Genomic DNA, 16,294 nt, shown 5'->3' on the forward strand with positions numbered 1-16,294 from the left:
GGAAACTACTAGAATGTTAGGGTTGACCGTCGCCGGGAACTGAAGTATGCCGTCGCGCGTTCGTACAGATGTAGGAGCGTTGCCGACAGGCTAGAGAGGACCGCACACCATGGCAGATCGCGTACTCCGAGGCAGCCGGCTCGGAGCGGTGAGCTACGAGACCGACCGCGACCACGACCTGGCGCCGCGTCGGGTGGCGCGGTACCGGACCGACAACGGCGAGGAGTTCGATGTTCCCTTCGCCGACGACGCCGAGATCCCGCCCACCTGGCTGTGCCGTAACGGCCAGGAAGGCATCCTGATCGAAGGCACCACCCAGGAGCCCAAGAAGACCAAGCCCCCGCGCACCCACTGGGACATGCTGCTGGAGCGCCGGTCCAAGGATGAGCTTCGAGGAGCTGTTGCAGGAGCGTCTGGAACTGCTCAAGACCCGCCGCGGGCGCTGAATTCCGCGACGAACGACCAATGCCCCCTCGATCTTTCGATCGAGGGGGCATTGTCGTACGGCGGGTCAGTGACTGGCGACCTTGCGGTACTGCAACAGCGCCAGCGGCACGGCCACCGCGAGGATGGCCAGCGAACAGGCGACCGCGTAGGCGACGCAATGCTCGGCGGGCCAGCCGTGCGGCGGCGTGAACGACGGCGGCGCGCCGTTGTCGAACAGCTCCCGGCCCGCGGCGGCCACCGCGGTGATCGGATTCCACGCCGCGATCGTGCGCAGCGGACCGGGCAGCGTCTCGCTCGAGATGAACGCCGAGGAGACGAAGGTCAGCGGGAACAGCCAGATCAGCCCCGCGCTCTGCGCCACCTCCACACTCGGTGACAGCAGACCGGTCAGCGCGCCCACCCACGACATCGCGAACGCGAACAGCAGAATCACCCCGAAAGCCAGTGCGGCGTCCACGATTCCGCCGTGAATGCGCCACCCGACCACATAGCCGCAGCCGACCATCACCGCCAGCGCCAGCACGTTCACCATCAGGTCGGACAGGGTGCGGCCCATCAGCACCGCCAGCCGCGACATGGGCAGCGTCCGCATCCGGTCGATGATGCCCTTCTGCAGATCGTTGGCCAGGCCGACGGTGGTGAACGCCGCGTTGAAGGCGACGGTCTGGGTGAAGATGCCCGCCAGCAGGAATTCGCGATACTGGCCGCCGCCCAGCGACGCGCCGAAGATGTAGGCGAACAGGAACACGAACATCAGCGGCTGAATGGTCGCCGTCACCAGCAGCGTCGGCACGCGCAGGATCGTCACCAGGTTGCGGTAGGCGACGATCGCGCTGTCGCGGAACACCCGCACCGGCGCGGCGATATCGGCGACACCCCGCTCGGGCGCCCGGTCGGCCTGTTCCGGCGTCGCCGACTCGGCTTGTCCCGCAATGGAATCCGCGTCGAGCTGGGCGGTCTTCACGACATGATCTCCTCTGCTACATCGTCGTTCTCGGATTCGGCGGCGGGCGCGGCGGGCGTGCCGGTCAGCGACAGGAACACGTCGTCGAGGGTGGGCCGGTGCACGTCCGCGTCGACCACGCACACCCCGGCGTCGTCGAGGCGGCGCAGCGCCTCGACCATGGTGCGGGAGCCCGCACCCACCACGATCGACACCTGCTCGCTGCCCGGCTCGTGCGCGGGCTCGCCGACACTGATCTGGGCCAGCACCGACAGCGCCGGCTGCGGATCCTGACCGGCGGCCAGCGTCACCGTGAGCCGGTCACCGCCGATCGAGGTCTTCAGCTCGTCGGCGGAACCGCGCGCGATCACCCGACCGCGATCGATGACGGTGATGCGGTCGGCCAGCAGATCCGCTTCCTCCAGATACTGCGTGGTGAGCAGCACGGTCGTGCCGTCGTCGACGAGATCCCCGATGACCCGCCACATGTCCAGCCGTCCCCGGGGATCCAGGCCGGTGGTCGGCTCGTCCAGCACCACCACCGCCGGCCGCGCCACCAGCGCACCCGCGAGATCCAGACGCCGGGCCATGCCGCCGGAGTAGGTGCCCGCGCGACGGTCCGCGGCATGATCGAGACCCAGCGCCGACAGCAGTTCGGTGGCGCGTACGGCCGCCTGCCGGTGCGACATGCCGTACAGGCGGGCCACCATGCGCAGGTTCTCGAAGCCGGACAGGTTCGCGTCGACCGCCGCGTACTGCCCCGACAACCCGATCCGAGTGCGGGCGCGGGCCGGGTCGCGCAGCACGTCCACCCCCGCCACCCGCACGGTGCCCGCGCTCGGCGCGAGCAGCGTGGTCACGATCCGCACGGTCGTCGTCTTACCGGCGCCGTTGGGGCCGAGCAGGCCCATGACGGTGCCCGACGGTATGTCCATATCGATCCCGTCGAGGACGCGCACCCGGCCGTAGTACTTGACCAGGCCGCCGACCTCCACCGCCAGACTCATACCCGTTTCTCCTTCGCGTCGTCGGCTCGTGCGTCGTGCGGCGCCGCCCCGCCGCCGAAAGTGCTGCCGCCCAGTCGTTCCCGCAGTGCCGGGCCGATGATCGCGAGGGCCTCCGGGGTGGTCATCCCGGAGTGGCGGCAGCGCACCTTCACGTCCTCGACCGTCCCGGTGACGAACGGCTGCCAGGCCTCGGCGCGGCGGGCCGGGTCGGCGCGGTTGATCTCGTCGTCGGCGGCGGTGAAGAACAGCAGATCGCCGTCGAAGACCCGGGGCCGGAAGCCGTGCGCCAGCACCGCGCCGTTGGCGTACCCGTTGTAGAGGCGCTGCAGGTGGTCGACGGTGAGCGCCGCGAACGGGCCCGGCCGGTTGCGCAGCAGGTCGGCCGCGTCGTGCAGCGTGAGCCGCGGGTCGACCGCGTGGTCGCCGCCGAGCAGGTCGCTGCCGAACTCGCCGATGATGTCGGCGACGCCCGGGATGGCGTGCTCGAGCCACTCGTCGGACAGCCGGTAGCTGTCCATCATGGCCAGTAGCGCCACCCGCTCCCCCGCACTCTGCAACTGCACCGCCATCTCCTGGGCGATCAGGCCGCCCAGCGACCAGCCCAGTAAGTGGTACGGCCCCTGCGGCTGGATCGACCTGATCTGTGCCACATAGTGTTTCGCGGCCTCGACCAGCGAGTTGTGGTCGTCGCCGCCGCTGACGTGCGGCGCTTGCAAGCCGTACACCGGGCGGTCGGCGGGCAGGTGCGCGAGCAGACCCGAATAGCACCAGGCCAGCCCGATCGCCGGATGCACGCAGAACAGCGGCGCCACACCGGAATCGGTGACCGGCCGGATCGGCAGCAGCGGCTCGAGCGCCAGCGCCAGGGCGTCGCCCGCCGAGGCCTCCAGCCGGCGCGCGACCGCCGCCGGTGTCGATTCGCCGAACATCACCTGCACCGGCAGTTCGATGCCCGCCGCCCGCATCTGCGCGACCACCTTGGTGGCCAGCAGCGAGTTGCCGCCGAGTTCGAAGAATCCGTCGTCGGCGCCCACGGTGTCCACCCCGAGCACGTCGGCGAACGCCTTGCACAGGGCCGCCTCGGTCGCCGTGGCCGGCGCCCGGTACCCGGTGCGAGCACCGAAGACCGGCTCCGGCAGCGCGGCGCGGTCGAGCTTGCCGACCGGGGTGAGCGGCAGCCGGTCCAGCAGCATGATCGACTGCGGGACCATGTAATTCGGCACCAGCTCGGCGGCGTGCGCGTGCAGCGCGGCCGGAGTCGGTGTGCGGCCCGGGTACGGCTTGACGTAGGACACCAGCGCGGTCGCTCCGGCCGGGGTGCGGTGACCGAGGGTGGTGGCGAACTCGACGTCCGGGTGCCGGGACAGGGCCGCGTCGATCTCGCCGAGTTCGATGCGGAAGCCGCGGATCTTCACCTGGTGGTCGGTGCGGCCGACGTATTCCAGCTCCCGATGCCCGTCGCGGTCGGTCCACCGGACCAGGTCGCCGGTGCGGTACATGCGTTCGCCCGGCTTGCCGAACGGGTTGGCCACGAACCGCTGTGCGGTCAGGCCCGGCCGTCGCAGGTAGCCGCGGGCCAGCGCCGGACCGGCCAGATACAGCTCGCCGGTGACGCCGGCCGGCGCCGGGTGCAGGCGGGAATCCAGCACCGCCGCGTGCACACCCCGGATCGGCCCGCCGATGGTGATGGGCCCGCCGGGCGTCATCGGCTGCGAGATGACGGTGACGATGGTGGTCTCCGTCGGGCCGTAGACGTTGTGCAGGTTGCGGCCCGGCGCCCACCGGGTCACCAGATCCGGCGGCAGGGCCTCGCCGCCGACCAGCACGTGCCGCAGGTCGGTGACTCCGGCCGGGTCGGCCGTGCCCAGGGCGGAGGTGGTGATGAACGCGTGGGTGATGCGTTCCTCGGTCAGTACCCGGGTCAGGTCGGCGCCGCCGTACACGCCGGGCGGGGTGATCACCACGGTCGCGGCGCCGCCCAGCGCGAACAGCAGGTCCAGCATCGCCGCGTCGAAACTCGGCGTGGCGAAGTGCAGGATGCGGCAGCCGGGCCGCACGTCGAAGCGCTGCGCGGTCTCGGCGGCGAAGTTGGACAGGCCGCCGTGGGTGACGACCACGCCCTTGGGGACGCCGGTCGACCCGGAGGTGTAGATGACGTACGCCGGATTGTCGGTGCGCAGCACGCCGAGTCGCTCGTCCGCCGTGATCGGCGCGTCCGAGGCGCGCAGCACCCGCCGCCGGAACGCCGGGGCGTCGAGCACCGTCCACCGCGTGCCGTCGGGCATCCGCTCCCGGTGCGCCGACAGCGTAATGCCCAGCGCCGCACCGGAATCGGTGAGCATGTGGCGGATGCGGTGCTCCGGGTAGTTCGGGTCGACCGGCACGAACGCCGCGCCCGCCTTGGCGACGGCCAGGGTGACCGCCACCGACTCCGCGGAGCGCGGAATGCCCAGGGCCACCAGAGTTTCCGGCCCGACGCCCAGTCCGATGAGCACCCGGGCGAGCCGGTTGGTCCACCGATCGAGGGCGTCGTAGGTGATCTGCGTGTCGCCCGCCCGCACGGCCACCGACCGGCGGTTGGCCGCGACGGCCGCATCGAAGACCTCCGGGAAGGTGCGGGGACGATCGGCGGCAGGGCCGCGCACCGGCGCCAGGCCGGACCACTCCGCGGCGTCGAGCAGTTCCAGATCACCCACGGGCAGTGCCGGATTGGCGGCCGCGGCGGTCAGCAGCCGCGCGAACCTGCGGCCCAGTGCGGCGGCCGTCGCGTCGTCGAACAGGTCGCGGGCAAAGTTCACCGAGACCGTGATGCCGCCCGGTTCCCGCTCGCCCGCCGCGGCCCCGGACCGCCACGATTCGGTGAGGGTGAACTGCAGATCGAATTTGGCGATGCCCGGGTCGGCGTCGGCGGCCTCGATGCGCAGGCCGGGCAGTTCCAGCACGCGCACCGGCTGGTTCCGCACCGACAGCATGACCTGGAACATCGGGTGATGCGATTGCGAGCGAGCCGGATTGAGCACCTCCACCAGCCGCTCGAACGGCACGTCGGCGTGCGCGAACGCCTCCAGGTCGGTGTCGCGCACCGCGTGCAGCAGGTCGGTGAACGAGGCGCCGCCGTCGATGCGGGTGCGCAGCACCAGGGTGCCCACGAACATGCCGACCATCGGATCCAGCGCGGGGTGACCGCGCCCGGCGATGGGGGTGCCGACGGCGATGTCGTCGACCGCGGTCAGCCGGTGCAGCAGGGTCGCCAGCGCCGCGTGCAGCACCATGAACATGGTGACGCCGTGCTGTCCGGCCACCGCGTGCAGTTCCCGGTGCGTCCGTGCGTCGATCTCGCAGTCGACCGTGCCCCCGCGATAGGTGGGGACGGGCGGCCGGGGGCGGTCGGCGGGCACGCTCAGCAGTTCGGGCAGTCCGTCGAGGGTGCGGCGCCAGTAGTCGAGCTGGCGGCTCGCCGTCGAGTCGGGGTCGTCCTCGCTGCCGAGCGTATCGCCTTGCCACAGTGTGTAATCCGCGTACTGGACCGGCAGTTCCGCCCACTGCGGCGGCGTGCCCGCGGCGTGCGCGCGGTAGGCGGTGGCGACGTCGGCGGCCAGTGGTTCCAGCGACCAGCCGTCCATGGCGATGTGATGGACCACCAGCACCAGGACGTGGTCGGCGGCGGCGAGGCGCAGCAGTTGCGCCCGTACCGGGACCGTGGTCGCGAGGTCGAATCCGGCCGCGGCGAAACGCCGGACCTCGGTCGCCACGTCCGCCTCGGCGATCGCGGTGACGGGCAGCGGCGCGGCCGCCGCGGCCGGGTCGAGGACCCGCTGGAACGGCTCGCCCTCGAGTTCGGGGAACACGGTGCGCAGGGTCTCGTGCCGCCGCTGCACCGCGTGCAGTGCGGCCTCGAGCGCCTCGCTGTCGAGCGCGCCGCGCAGCCGCAGCGCCACGGGAACGTTGTAGACGCCCGCGATCTCGTCGCCGCCGGAGGCGTTGAACCGCTCGAGGAACCACAGCCGCCGCTGCGCCGCCGACAGCGGCACCCGCTGCGGCCGGGCGCGCCGGGCCAGTTCGGGTGTGCCGTCCGCGCCGGCGCCGCTGTCCAGCCGGGCCGCGAGCGCCGCCACGGTCGGGGTGGCGAACACCGCGCGGACCTCCAGCCGCGTCCCGGTGGCCGCGGCCAGCCGCGCCACCAGCTGGGTCGCGAGCAGCGAGTTGCCGCCGACCTCGAAGAAATTGTCGTCCGCGCCGACCGATTCGGCGCCGACCAGCTCCGCCACCACCCGGGCGACCAGGCGTTCGGTGGCGGTCGCCGGTTCGCGGGACGCGGTGCCCAGCAGCCGCGGTGACGGCAGGGCGGCGCGGTCCAGTTTGCCGACCGGGGTGAGCGGGATGGTGTCGAGCACGGTGAGACTGCTCGGAACCATATGCGCGGGAAGGCGTTCCGCGACGTGCTCGCGGATCCGGTCGAGGTCCAGCGCGGCGGCGTCGACCGGCTGCACGAACGACACGATCCGGTCGGTGCCCGCGATCTCGCGAACCTCGGTGTGCGCGAACCGGATCGCGGGATGCCCGGTGAGCACCTCGCTGATCTCGCCCAGTTCGATCCGGAAGCCGCGCATCTTGACCTGGTGATCGGTGCGGCCCAGATACACGATCTCGCCGCGCTCGTTCCAGCGCACCACGTCGCCGGTGCGGTACACGCGGGCGCCCTCGGGTCCGTAGGGGTCGGCGACGAAACGCGCGGCGGTGAGCCCGAACCGGTCGAAGTAGCCGCGGGCCAGCGCCTGGCCGCCCAGATACAACTCACCCGGCACACCCACCGGCACCGGCCGCAGCCGTTCGTCGAGCACCAGCGCGCGGGCTCCCCGGAACAGGGTGCCGATCGTGATCGGCTCGCCCGCGCGCAGCGGGTCGGTCCCGGTGATGACCACGGTGGTCTCGGTCGGGCCGTAGCCGTTGCACATCGAGCGGCCGGGCGCCCAGCGCGACACCAGTTCCGCGCTCAGCGCCTCGCCGCCGACCACGAGCGACTTCAGGTGCGGCAGCGGCCAGCGCTCGTGGTCGATGGTGGCCAGCGCGGCGGGGGTCAGGAAGGTGTGACTGACCCGTTCGCGGTCCATCAGTTCGGCCAGCTCGTCGCCGCCGTAGACGTCGGGCGGGCAGATGATCATGGTGGCGCCCGATCCGACGGCCAGCAGCAGGTCGAAGATCGCCGCGTCGAAACTCGGAGTGGCGAAATGCAATGTGCGCGAATCGCGTTCGACGCGCATCCGGTCGCGGACCTCGTCGGCGAAATTGGACAGCCCGGCGTGGGTGACGGCCACGCCCTTCGGCTTGCCGGTGGATCCGGAGGTGTAGACCAGGTACGCCAGATCGGAGGTCCAGACCGTGCGGACGCGGTCGGCGTCGGTGACGGTGGCCGGATCCTGGCGCTCGATCTCGGCCATCATGTCCGGATCGTCGAGCAGCAGCCAGTGGGTGTCGCGCCCGGCCGCCGCGGCCGCCCGCAGCCGGTCCCGGTGCGTGGCCAGGGTGATGCCGGTCGCGCAACCGGAGTCGGTCAGCATGTGCCGGACCCGGTCGGTCGGGTAGTTCGGGTCCACCGGGACGAACGCCGCGCCCGACTTCGCCACCGCCACCATCGTCACCACCGACTCGATGGACCGGGTCAGGCCCATCGCCACCCGGTCACCGGCGCCGAGGCCGCGCCCGATCAGCGCCCGCGCCAGGCGATTGGAGTACTGGTCGACCTCCGCGTAGGTGAGTTCGACCTCGCCGAAGCGCAGGGCGACGCGGTGCGGGTGCAGGTGCGCGGTGGCGGTGAAGTAGTTCGCCAGGCTGCACTGCGGGGTCGGCACCGGCCCGTACGCGGGGGTGAGCAGTGTGCGCTCGCGCTCGGTGCGGGCATCGACATCGCGCACCCGGATCCGCGGGTCCGCGGCCACGGCGGCCAGCACCATGCCGAACCGGTCGGCCAGGGTGCGTACCGTCTCCGCGTCGAAAAGTTCTGCGGCGTAGACGAATTCGAACACCCGGTCCGGTGTGTCGGGATCGGGCCGCACCCGCAGCTCCAGATCGAACTTGGCGGTGGCGATGTCGAGTTCCTCGGCGTGTAACCGCAGGCCCGGCAGTTCCAGTGCCGGAACCCTGCCGTCCTCCACGGTGAGCGCGACCTGCAGCAGCGGGCGCAGGGCGCCGGCGCCGTGCCCCAATTCCTGCACGATGCGTTCGAAGGGCAGTTCGGCGTGCGCCATCGCCGCCAGTTCGCCGTCGCGATCCACCCGCAGCTGTTCGAGGAAGTCGCGGTCCGGGTCGACGTCCGAGCGCAGCATCAGCGTGTTGACGAACATGCCGACCAGGTCGTCCAACTGCGGATCGGTGCGCCCCGCGACCGGGGTGCCGATGACGATGTCGCGGCTGCCGGTGGTGCGGCGCAGCAGGACGGCCAGCGCCGAGCGCAGCACCATGAACAGGCTGACGCCCTGGCCGCGGGCGAGTTCCTCCAGCGCGCGCTGCAGGTCGCCGGGCACCTCGAATCGGATCGTCCCGGCGCGCTGCGTGGGCTGCGCCGGACGCGGACGGTCGTAGGGCAGCGGCAGCTCCTCCGGCAGATCCGCCAGCGTCTCCCGCCAGAACCACAGTTGGGCGGCGGCGGAGCTGGTCGGGTCGGATTCGTCGCCGAGGCAATCCCGTTGCCACAGGCTGAAATCGGCGTATTGGACGGGCAGCGGCGGCCAGGCCGGAGCGACGCCGCCGCGGCGGGCGGTGTAGGCGACGGCCAGGTCCCGGGTCAGCGGGATCAGCGACCAGCCGTCGGCGGCGATGTGGTGCAGCACGATGCCGAGCAGGTGGCGGCGCGGGCCCGTGCGCAGCAGCGTGGCCCGCAGCGGGATCTCGCGGGTCAGGTCGAATCCGCGTTGCGCCAGCTCGCGCAGCGCCGTGTCGGCGCCCGGCTCGTCGGTGGTGATCGAGTCCAGCGCCGGCAGGCACCGGTCGAGTTCCAGGACGCGCTGGTACGCGCCGGTTCCCGCGGGTGTGGCCGAGTCCTCGGGGAAGACCGTGCGCAACACCTCGTGCCGGACCATCAGGTCGCCCACTGCCGCGCGCAGCGCGCCCACGTCGGGTTCGCCGTCGATGCGGAGCACGAAAGCGATGTTGTAGGCGCTGGATTCGGGCGCGTAGCGGTTGAGGAACCAGACCCGCTGCTGCGGCAGCGACAGCGGCACCCGGTCCGGGCGCGGCGTCCGCACCGCCAGCGGCGTCCGGCGGGTGCGCGGAGCCCGCGCCAGCTGCGCGGCGACGCCCGCGACCGTCGGCGCCTCGAAGATCACCCGCACCGGCAGGTCGACGCCGAACTCCGCGTGCAGCGCCGCGGTCAGGCGGGTGGCCAGCAGCGAGTTGCCGCCCGCGTCGAAGAAGCTGTCCTCGGCGCCGGGCACCGGATGCCCCAGCACCGTCGCGAACACGTCGGCGACGCGGCGTTCGAGGTCGGTGCCCGGCGCCCGCGACGGGCCCGCGGTGGTGAATTCCGGTTCGGGCAGCGCCTTGCGGTCCAGCTTGCCCGACGGGCCGATCGGCACCTGGTCGAGCACCGTGATCGCGGCGGGCACCATGTAGCCGGGCAGCCGCTGCCGCGCGGTCTCCAGCACCGCGGCCGGGTCGAGCGCGCCATCGGCGGTGAGATACGAAGCGAGACGGGCGTTTCCGTGCTCGCCGTGATGGACGACGGTGAGCGCGAACCGCACTCCGGGGTGCGCACGCAGCACGTGGTCGATCTCGCGCAGTTCGATGCGGAAGCCGCGGATCTTCACCTGGTCGTCGGCGCGGCCGAGGAAGCGCAGCTGCCCGGTCCGGTCGGCGACCACCAGGTCGCCGGTGCGGTACATGCGCTCGCCGCGGCGGCCGTGCGGGTTGGCGAGGAAGCGCTGCGCGGTCAGTCCGCGGCGCCCGAGGTAGCCGCGGGCCAGGCCCGGGCCGGACAGATACAGTTCGCCGGGGATGCCGGGCGGCACCGGGTGCAGGCGGGCGTCGAGCACGAACAGCCGCATGCCGCGCACCGGCAGGCCGATCGGGACGGCGGCGTCCGCGGACATCGGGCCGGTCGCGGTGGCCGCGACGGTGGCCTCGGACGGGCCGTACATATTGTGCATGCGGCGCCCGGCGGTCCAGGTCCGCACCAGTTCCTCCGGGCAGGCGTCGCCGCCGACGATGACCGCCTGCAACTCGTCGAGGCCCTCGGGCGGGACGGTGGCCAGCGCGGCCGGGGTGATGAAGGCGTGCGTCACCCGCTCCGCGCGCAGCAGCCGCGCCAGTTCCGCACCGCCGTACAGGCCCGCGGGCGCGACGACGACGGTGGCCCCGGCGGCGAAGCCGAGCAGCAGTTCCAGCACCGAGGCGTCGAACGACGGCGACGAGAAGTGCAGTGTGCGTGCGGAATCGGTGACCCCGAACAGGTGCATCTGCTCGTGGGCGAGCGAGGCCAGCCCGGCGTGCGTCACCACCACCGCCTTCGGTGTGCCCGTCGACCCGGAGGTGTAGATGAGGTAGGCCGGGTGCGTGACACGCAGCGGGTGATACCGGTCGGCATCGGTGACCGGGGTGGGCGGGCACCGGTCGACCGCGGCCGCCAGCTCCGGCGAGTCCAGCAGCAGCCAGTCCACATACTGCTTGCGGTGCCGGCCGCGGCGCACCGGCCAATCCGGCATGGCGGCAACGCATTCGGCGTCGGTCAGGCCGAGCATGGCGCCGGAGTCGGCGAGCATGTGCGCGATCCGGTCGGTGGGGTAGCCGGGGTCGACCGGCACGTAGGCCGCGCCGGTCTTGGCGACCGCCCAGACGGCGGTGATCGCGTCCAGTCCGCGCGGCAGCGCGATCGCCACCACCATCTCCGGGCCGGCGCCGTTCTCGATCAGCACCCGCGCCAGCCGGTTCGATGCCTCGTCCAGTTCCCGGTAGGTGGTGTCACGGCCGAGGTGACGCACGGCCACCGCGTCGGGCAGTCGCTCGGCGGTCTCGGTGAGCAGCCGCGCCAGCGTGATCGGCGGCACGCCGGGCGCGCCCTGGATCGGCACCAGCTTGCCGTGCTCGCGGGCGTCGAGGAGGGCCAGATCGCCCACCGGGGTCTCGGGCGCGGCCACCGCGGCGGTGATCAGCCGGACGAACCGCCGGGCCAGCGCCGAGACCGTGTCCGCGTCGAAAACATCGGTGGCGTAACCGAATTCGGCGGTCAGCGGGCCGTCGTCGCCCGCGGGCTCGTGCACGGTCAGTTGCAGATCGAATTTGGCGACCGAGATGTCCATCGGCAGCACCCGGGCCGCGACGCCGGGCAGATCGATGCGCAGCTCCGGGGTCTTCTCGTAGGAGAGCATCACCTGGAACAGCGGGTGGCGCCCGGCGTCGCGCGCCGGGTTCACCACCTCGACCAGCCGCTCGAACGGCACGTCCGAATTGGCGAAGGCGTCCAGGTCGGTTTCGCGGACCCGGTCGAGCATGCGGTCGAAGCCGGCGGCCGGGTCGACCGCGGTGCGCAGCACCAGGGTGTTGACGAACATGCCGACCAGGTCGTCGAGCGCCGGATCGGAGCGGCCCGCGATGGGTGTGCCGATCGCGATGTCGGTGCTGTGGCACAGCCGCGCGAGCAGGGTGGCCAGTGCCGCGTGCAGCACCATGAAGGTGCTCACGCCGCGCTCGGCGGCCAGCTCCGCGATGTCGCGGCGGGTGGCGGCCGGAATGGCGAACTCGACGGTGGCGCCCGCCGCGTCGCGCCGCATCGGCCGCGGCCGGTCCATCGGCAGGTCGAGCTGATCGGGCAGACCGGCGAGCGCGCCCCGCCAGTACGCCAGCTGCCGCGACAGCGCGCTCGCGGGATCGTCTTCGTCGCCGAGCAGTTCGCGCTGCCACAGGGCGAAGTCGGCGTATTGCACCGGAAGCGGCAGCCAGCGCGGGGCCGATCCCGCCGCGCGGGCGGCGACGGCCGTCATCAGGTCGCGGGCCAGCGGCGCGATGGACCAGCCGTCGCCGCAAATGTGGTGCAGCACAACGAGAAACACGTGCGACTGGGGACCGGTGGCGTACAGCGCCACCCGGATGGGGGCCTGGCTGCGCAGGTCGAACCCGTAGCCCGCGTATTCGGTCGCCAAGGCGAGCGCGTCGGTGCCGGTGGCGTCGATCGGCTCCAGTGCCAGCGGGATCTCCGCGGCGGGATGCACCACCTGCACCGGGCCTCGGACCGCGGCGGCTGTGCCGGAGGTCGGGGCATCGGGGAAGGTGGTGCGCAGGCTTTCGTGCCGTTCCAGCACGTCGACGAGTCCGGCGCGCAGCGCCTCGAGGTCCAGCGGGCCGGTGAGTTCGACGGCCAGCGGCATGTTGTACGCCGCCGGATGCTCGGCGAACCGGTTCAGGATCCACAGCCGCTGCTGGGCCAGCGAGAGCGGGATGTGCTCGGGCCGCGGCGCGGCGCCGAGGGCCGGTGAGGCGGTGTCCGGGCCGTGCGCGTCCAGCCGGAGGGCGAGCGCCGCGATCGTCGGCGACTCGAACAGATCCCGGATGGTCAGGGCGGCGCCGAGACCGCTGTTGACGCGGGCGACCACGCGAGCCGCCGACAGCGAGTTGCCGCCGAGGTCGAAGAAGCTGTCCTCGACGCCGATCTCGTCGCCGCCGAGGACCTCGGTGACGATCGCCGCGAGCTGCCGCTCCAGCGCCGTGCGCGGTCCGGTCGCCGGGCCGGGGCCCCGGCGCGGGCCGGATTCCGGTGCGGGCAGGGCCTTCCGGTCCACCTTGCCGTTGGGGCTCAGTGGCAGTTCGTCGAGCAGGATCAGGTGCGCGGGCACCAGATAGCCCGGCAGCCGGCGGCGCAGCGCGGACAGCAGGTCGGCGGCCCGCACCGTGGCGGCGGGGACGGCGACCGCGTAGGCGACCAGTTCGTCGCCGCCGGGGGCGCGGTGGGCCACGCAGACCGCGCGGGCCACCCGGTCGTCGGCCGCCAGGGCCGCCTCGATCTCACCGAGTTCGATGCGGACGCCGCGTATCTTGACCTGGAAGTCGCTGCGCCCCAGGTACTCCAGCACACCCGTGCCTTCCGCGTGCCGCCAGCGGACCAGGTCGCCGGTGCGGTACATGCGGCCCGCAGTGCCGGCCGCGAACGGGTCGGCGACGAATCGTTCGGCGCTGAGTCCCGGCCGGGAGAGGTATCCGCGGGCCAGTTGGACGCCCGCCAGATACAGCTCGCCGGTCACCCCCGGCGGGACCGGCCGCAGGTACTCGTCGAGCACATAGGTGCGCGTGTTCCAGACGGGTGCGCCGATCGGCACGCTGTCCTCGGCCCCCGCGCACTGCCACGCGGTGACGTCGACGGCCGCCTCGGTCGGGCCGTACAGGTTGTGCAGCTCCACCGTGGCGGCGGGCAGGGCGGCGCGGAACTCGCGCACCGTGGCGGCGGGCAGCGCCTCACCACTGCAGAACACCCGGCGCAGACCGGTGCAGCCGCGCACGTCGGTGTCGCTGACGAACACCGACAGCATCGACGGCACGAAATGCGCTGTGGTGACGCCCTTCTCGGCGATCAGCGCGGCCAGGTAGGCGGGATCGCGGTGCCCGTCCGGGGCGGCGATCACCAGGCGCGCGCCGATCTGCAAGGGCCAGAAGAACTCCCACACCGAGACGTCGAAGGTGGCGGGCGTCTTCTGCAGCACCACGTCGGTCTCGTCCAGCGGATAGGCGTGCTGCATCCAGCGCAGCCGGTTGACGATCGCGGCATGCGAGACGCCGACGCCCTTCGGCCTGCCAGTGGAGCCGGAGGTGAAGATCACGTAGGCCAGATGATCCGGCCGCAGCGGCGTGCGGCGCTCGGCGTCGGTCACGGGGAGCGGGCTGACCGCGGCCGTGTCGGCGGTATCGATGTCGAAGCGCGCGGCGGAAGGCGGCAGCGCGCAGTCGTCGCCGGACACGGCGAGCACGCACAGCGGTCGGGCCTGCTCGAGCATGTGCCCGATGCGCTCGGCCGGGTGATCGGGGTCGATCGGCAGGTACGCGGCGCCCGACTGCACGATCGCGTACATGCCGACCACCAGGTCGATACCGCGCCGCAGGGCCAGCCCGACCACCGTGTCCGGACCGGCGCCGCGCTCGATGAGCACGCGCGCCAACCGGTTGGCGCGCTCGTGCAGTGCGCCGTACGACACGGTCTCGTCGCCGAATTCGAGGGCCGTGGCCTGCGGGCACGCGGTGGCGCGCGCCGCGAACAGGCTCGCCAGCGTGCCTTCCTGCCGCGCGACAGTCGTCGAATTCCATTCCCGCACAACCAGTTCGCGCTCGGCCGCGGTGATCACGGGCACCGCGGCGGCGGGCGTGGTGGGGTCGGCGGCGAGGAGCCGGGCCAGGAAGTCCAGGAACCGGCCGTGGTGGCTCTCCAGCTCCGCGCTCCCGTACAGCTGGGGGTTGGCCTCGAAATCGACGTGGATGCGGTTGCCCGCGCCGTTGTAGAGGTTGATCGACAGATCCTCCACCGGTCCGGTGGACAGCACGTTCAGCGAGCCCACCAGGCTGCCGAAACGCAACTCGCTGTGAAACAGCATGATGTTGACCATCGGGCCGAAGAAGCCCCGGGAGTCGCGCGAATAGCCGCAGTCGCGGCGGATGTCGTCGTGCCGGTAGCGCTGGTGCCGCAGCGCGCCGGTGATCTGCAACTCGGCCGCCTTGACCACATCGCGCACGGTGGTGCCGGGGTCGAAACGGATGCGGATCGGCACCACGTTCGACACCACACCTGCCGAGCGGCGCAGCGCGACCGTGGTGCGCGCCGACACCGGCAGGCTCAGCACCACATCGGGGTTTCCGGTGGCGGCTCGCACGTAGCAGGCCAGGGCCGCGACGAACAGGGTGGAGTTCTGGGTCGCGAACGTGCCGGTGGCCGCGGCCAGGTCGGCCTCGACCGAGGCGGGCAGCATCGCGGCGGCGATACGGCGGCCGGTCACGGGCGGCGCGGCGACGCTCGTGGTGGACAGGCTCATCGGCGCGCCGACGCCCGCCAGCTGCTCGGTCCAGTACTCGCGATCGGCCCGGAAGCGGCTGGTCTCACGGTAACTCGACTCACCGGCGTAGAGATCGGCCAGCGCGGTGGCGCGCGAGGCGACCGGCTCGGTGTGGTTCTCCAGGGCTGTATATATCTCCGCGGTGCGGGTGAGCGCGTTCATCGCGCCGTATCCGTCGATGACGATGTGATGGCCGCGGGAGTACCAGATGTAGTCGCGGGCGCCGAGGCGCAGCACGACGTTGGTGGTCAGCGGGTCGCGCTCGAGATCCATGGGGCTGCCGGCGTGCTCGTTCATCCAGCGCAGCGCCGCCGCCTTCGGGTCCGGCTCGTGCCGCAGGTCGACGCGCGCCCAGCCCGGCCGCCGCGCGGGATCGACCACCTGCTGCGGAATGCCGTCGACCTCCAGCAGCCGCACCTGCCCGACCTGAGCCTCCGCGCCGAACCGCTCGACGGCGTACAGCAGCCGGCCGACGTCGAGGTCGCCGTGGATCTCCACGTACTGCGCGACGGTCAGCGGAACGTCCGGTTCCAGCTGCTGCGCGTACCAGATCGCGGTCTGCGCGGGCGACAGATCAAAGGGCTGTGCTGAGAATTCGCCGGAAGTGCATTGGACTACGCGATCGGTGGCCAATGAACTCATCAATCACTCCGTTCTGCCGCTGTTGACGCAACTCCCCCAAGCCCTCGAGAACGACGCTGCGGCGGGTGCGCGCACGCACCCGCCGTAGGACGTGATCCACGCCCTATGATTCGGAGCATGGCGTCGGGCGGATCGGTAGCGATCTCGAGATGTTGCACTTCAAACCACATTGGCGGAGAGGAACTTCGGTCAGCTACCTCTTCGCAAACCACAAAGATGTTTAGAAAACGCAGTTC

The 16,294-nt window shown here is 72.0% G+C and carries 3 protein-coding genes and 1 pseudogene; 1 reads left to right on the forward strand and 3 read right to left on the reverse strand.

What is annotated here, in order from left to right:
• Positions 1-109: 109 nt before the first annotated feature.
• Positions 110-446 (forward strand): annotated as a pseudogene (locus ACFMRZ_RS05895) (RNA polymerase-binding protein RbpA).
• Between the two features lie 65 nt (positions 447-511).
• On the opposite strand, the gene ACFMRZ_RS05900 reads toward ACFMRZ_RS05895, so the two are convergent.
• The 3 genes from ACFMRZ_RS05900 to ACFMRZ_RS05910 form a co-directional block, all read right to left on the reverse strand.
• The gene (locus ACFMRZ_RS05900) at positions 512-1,294 is read right to left on the reverse strand and encodes an ABC transporter permease (protein WP_280272945.1); all 783 of its coding nucleotides are present in this window, start codon (positions 1,292-1,294) and stop codon (positions 512-514) included.
• A 113-nt stretch (positions 1,295-1,407) separates the two neighbouring features.
• On the reverse strand, positions 1,408-2,397 hold the full coding sequence (locus tag ACFMRZ_RS05905; protein ID WP_400178233.1) for an ATP-binding cassette domain-containing protein: 990 nt from the start codon (positions 2,395-2,397) through the stop codon (positions 1,408-1,410).
• Positions 2,394-16,058, reverse strand: coding sequence for an amino acid adenylation domain-containing protein (locus ACFMRZ_RS05910; RefSeq protein WP_400178234.1), 13,665 nt, complete (start codon positions 16,056-16,058; stop codon positions 2,394-2,396). Before ACFMRZ_RS05910 ends, ACFMRZ_RS05905 begins: the two co-directional genes overlap by 4 nt.
• Positions 16,059-16,294 lie beyond the last annotated feature (236 nt).

It is taken from the genome of Nocardia sp. N2S4-5, assembly GCF_044628355.1.
In the GTDB taxonomy this organism is placed as follows: domain Bacteria; phylum Actinomycetota; class Actinomycetes; order Mycobacteriales; family Mycobacteriaceae; genus Nocardia; species Nocardia wallacei_B.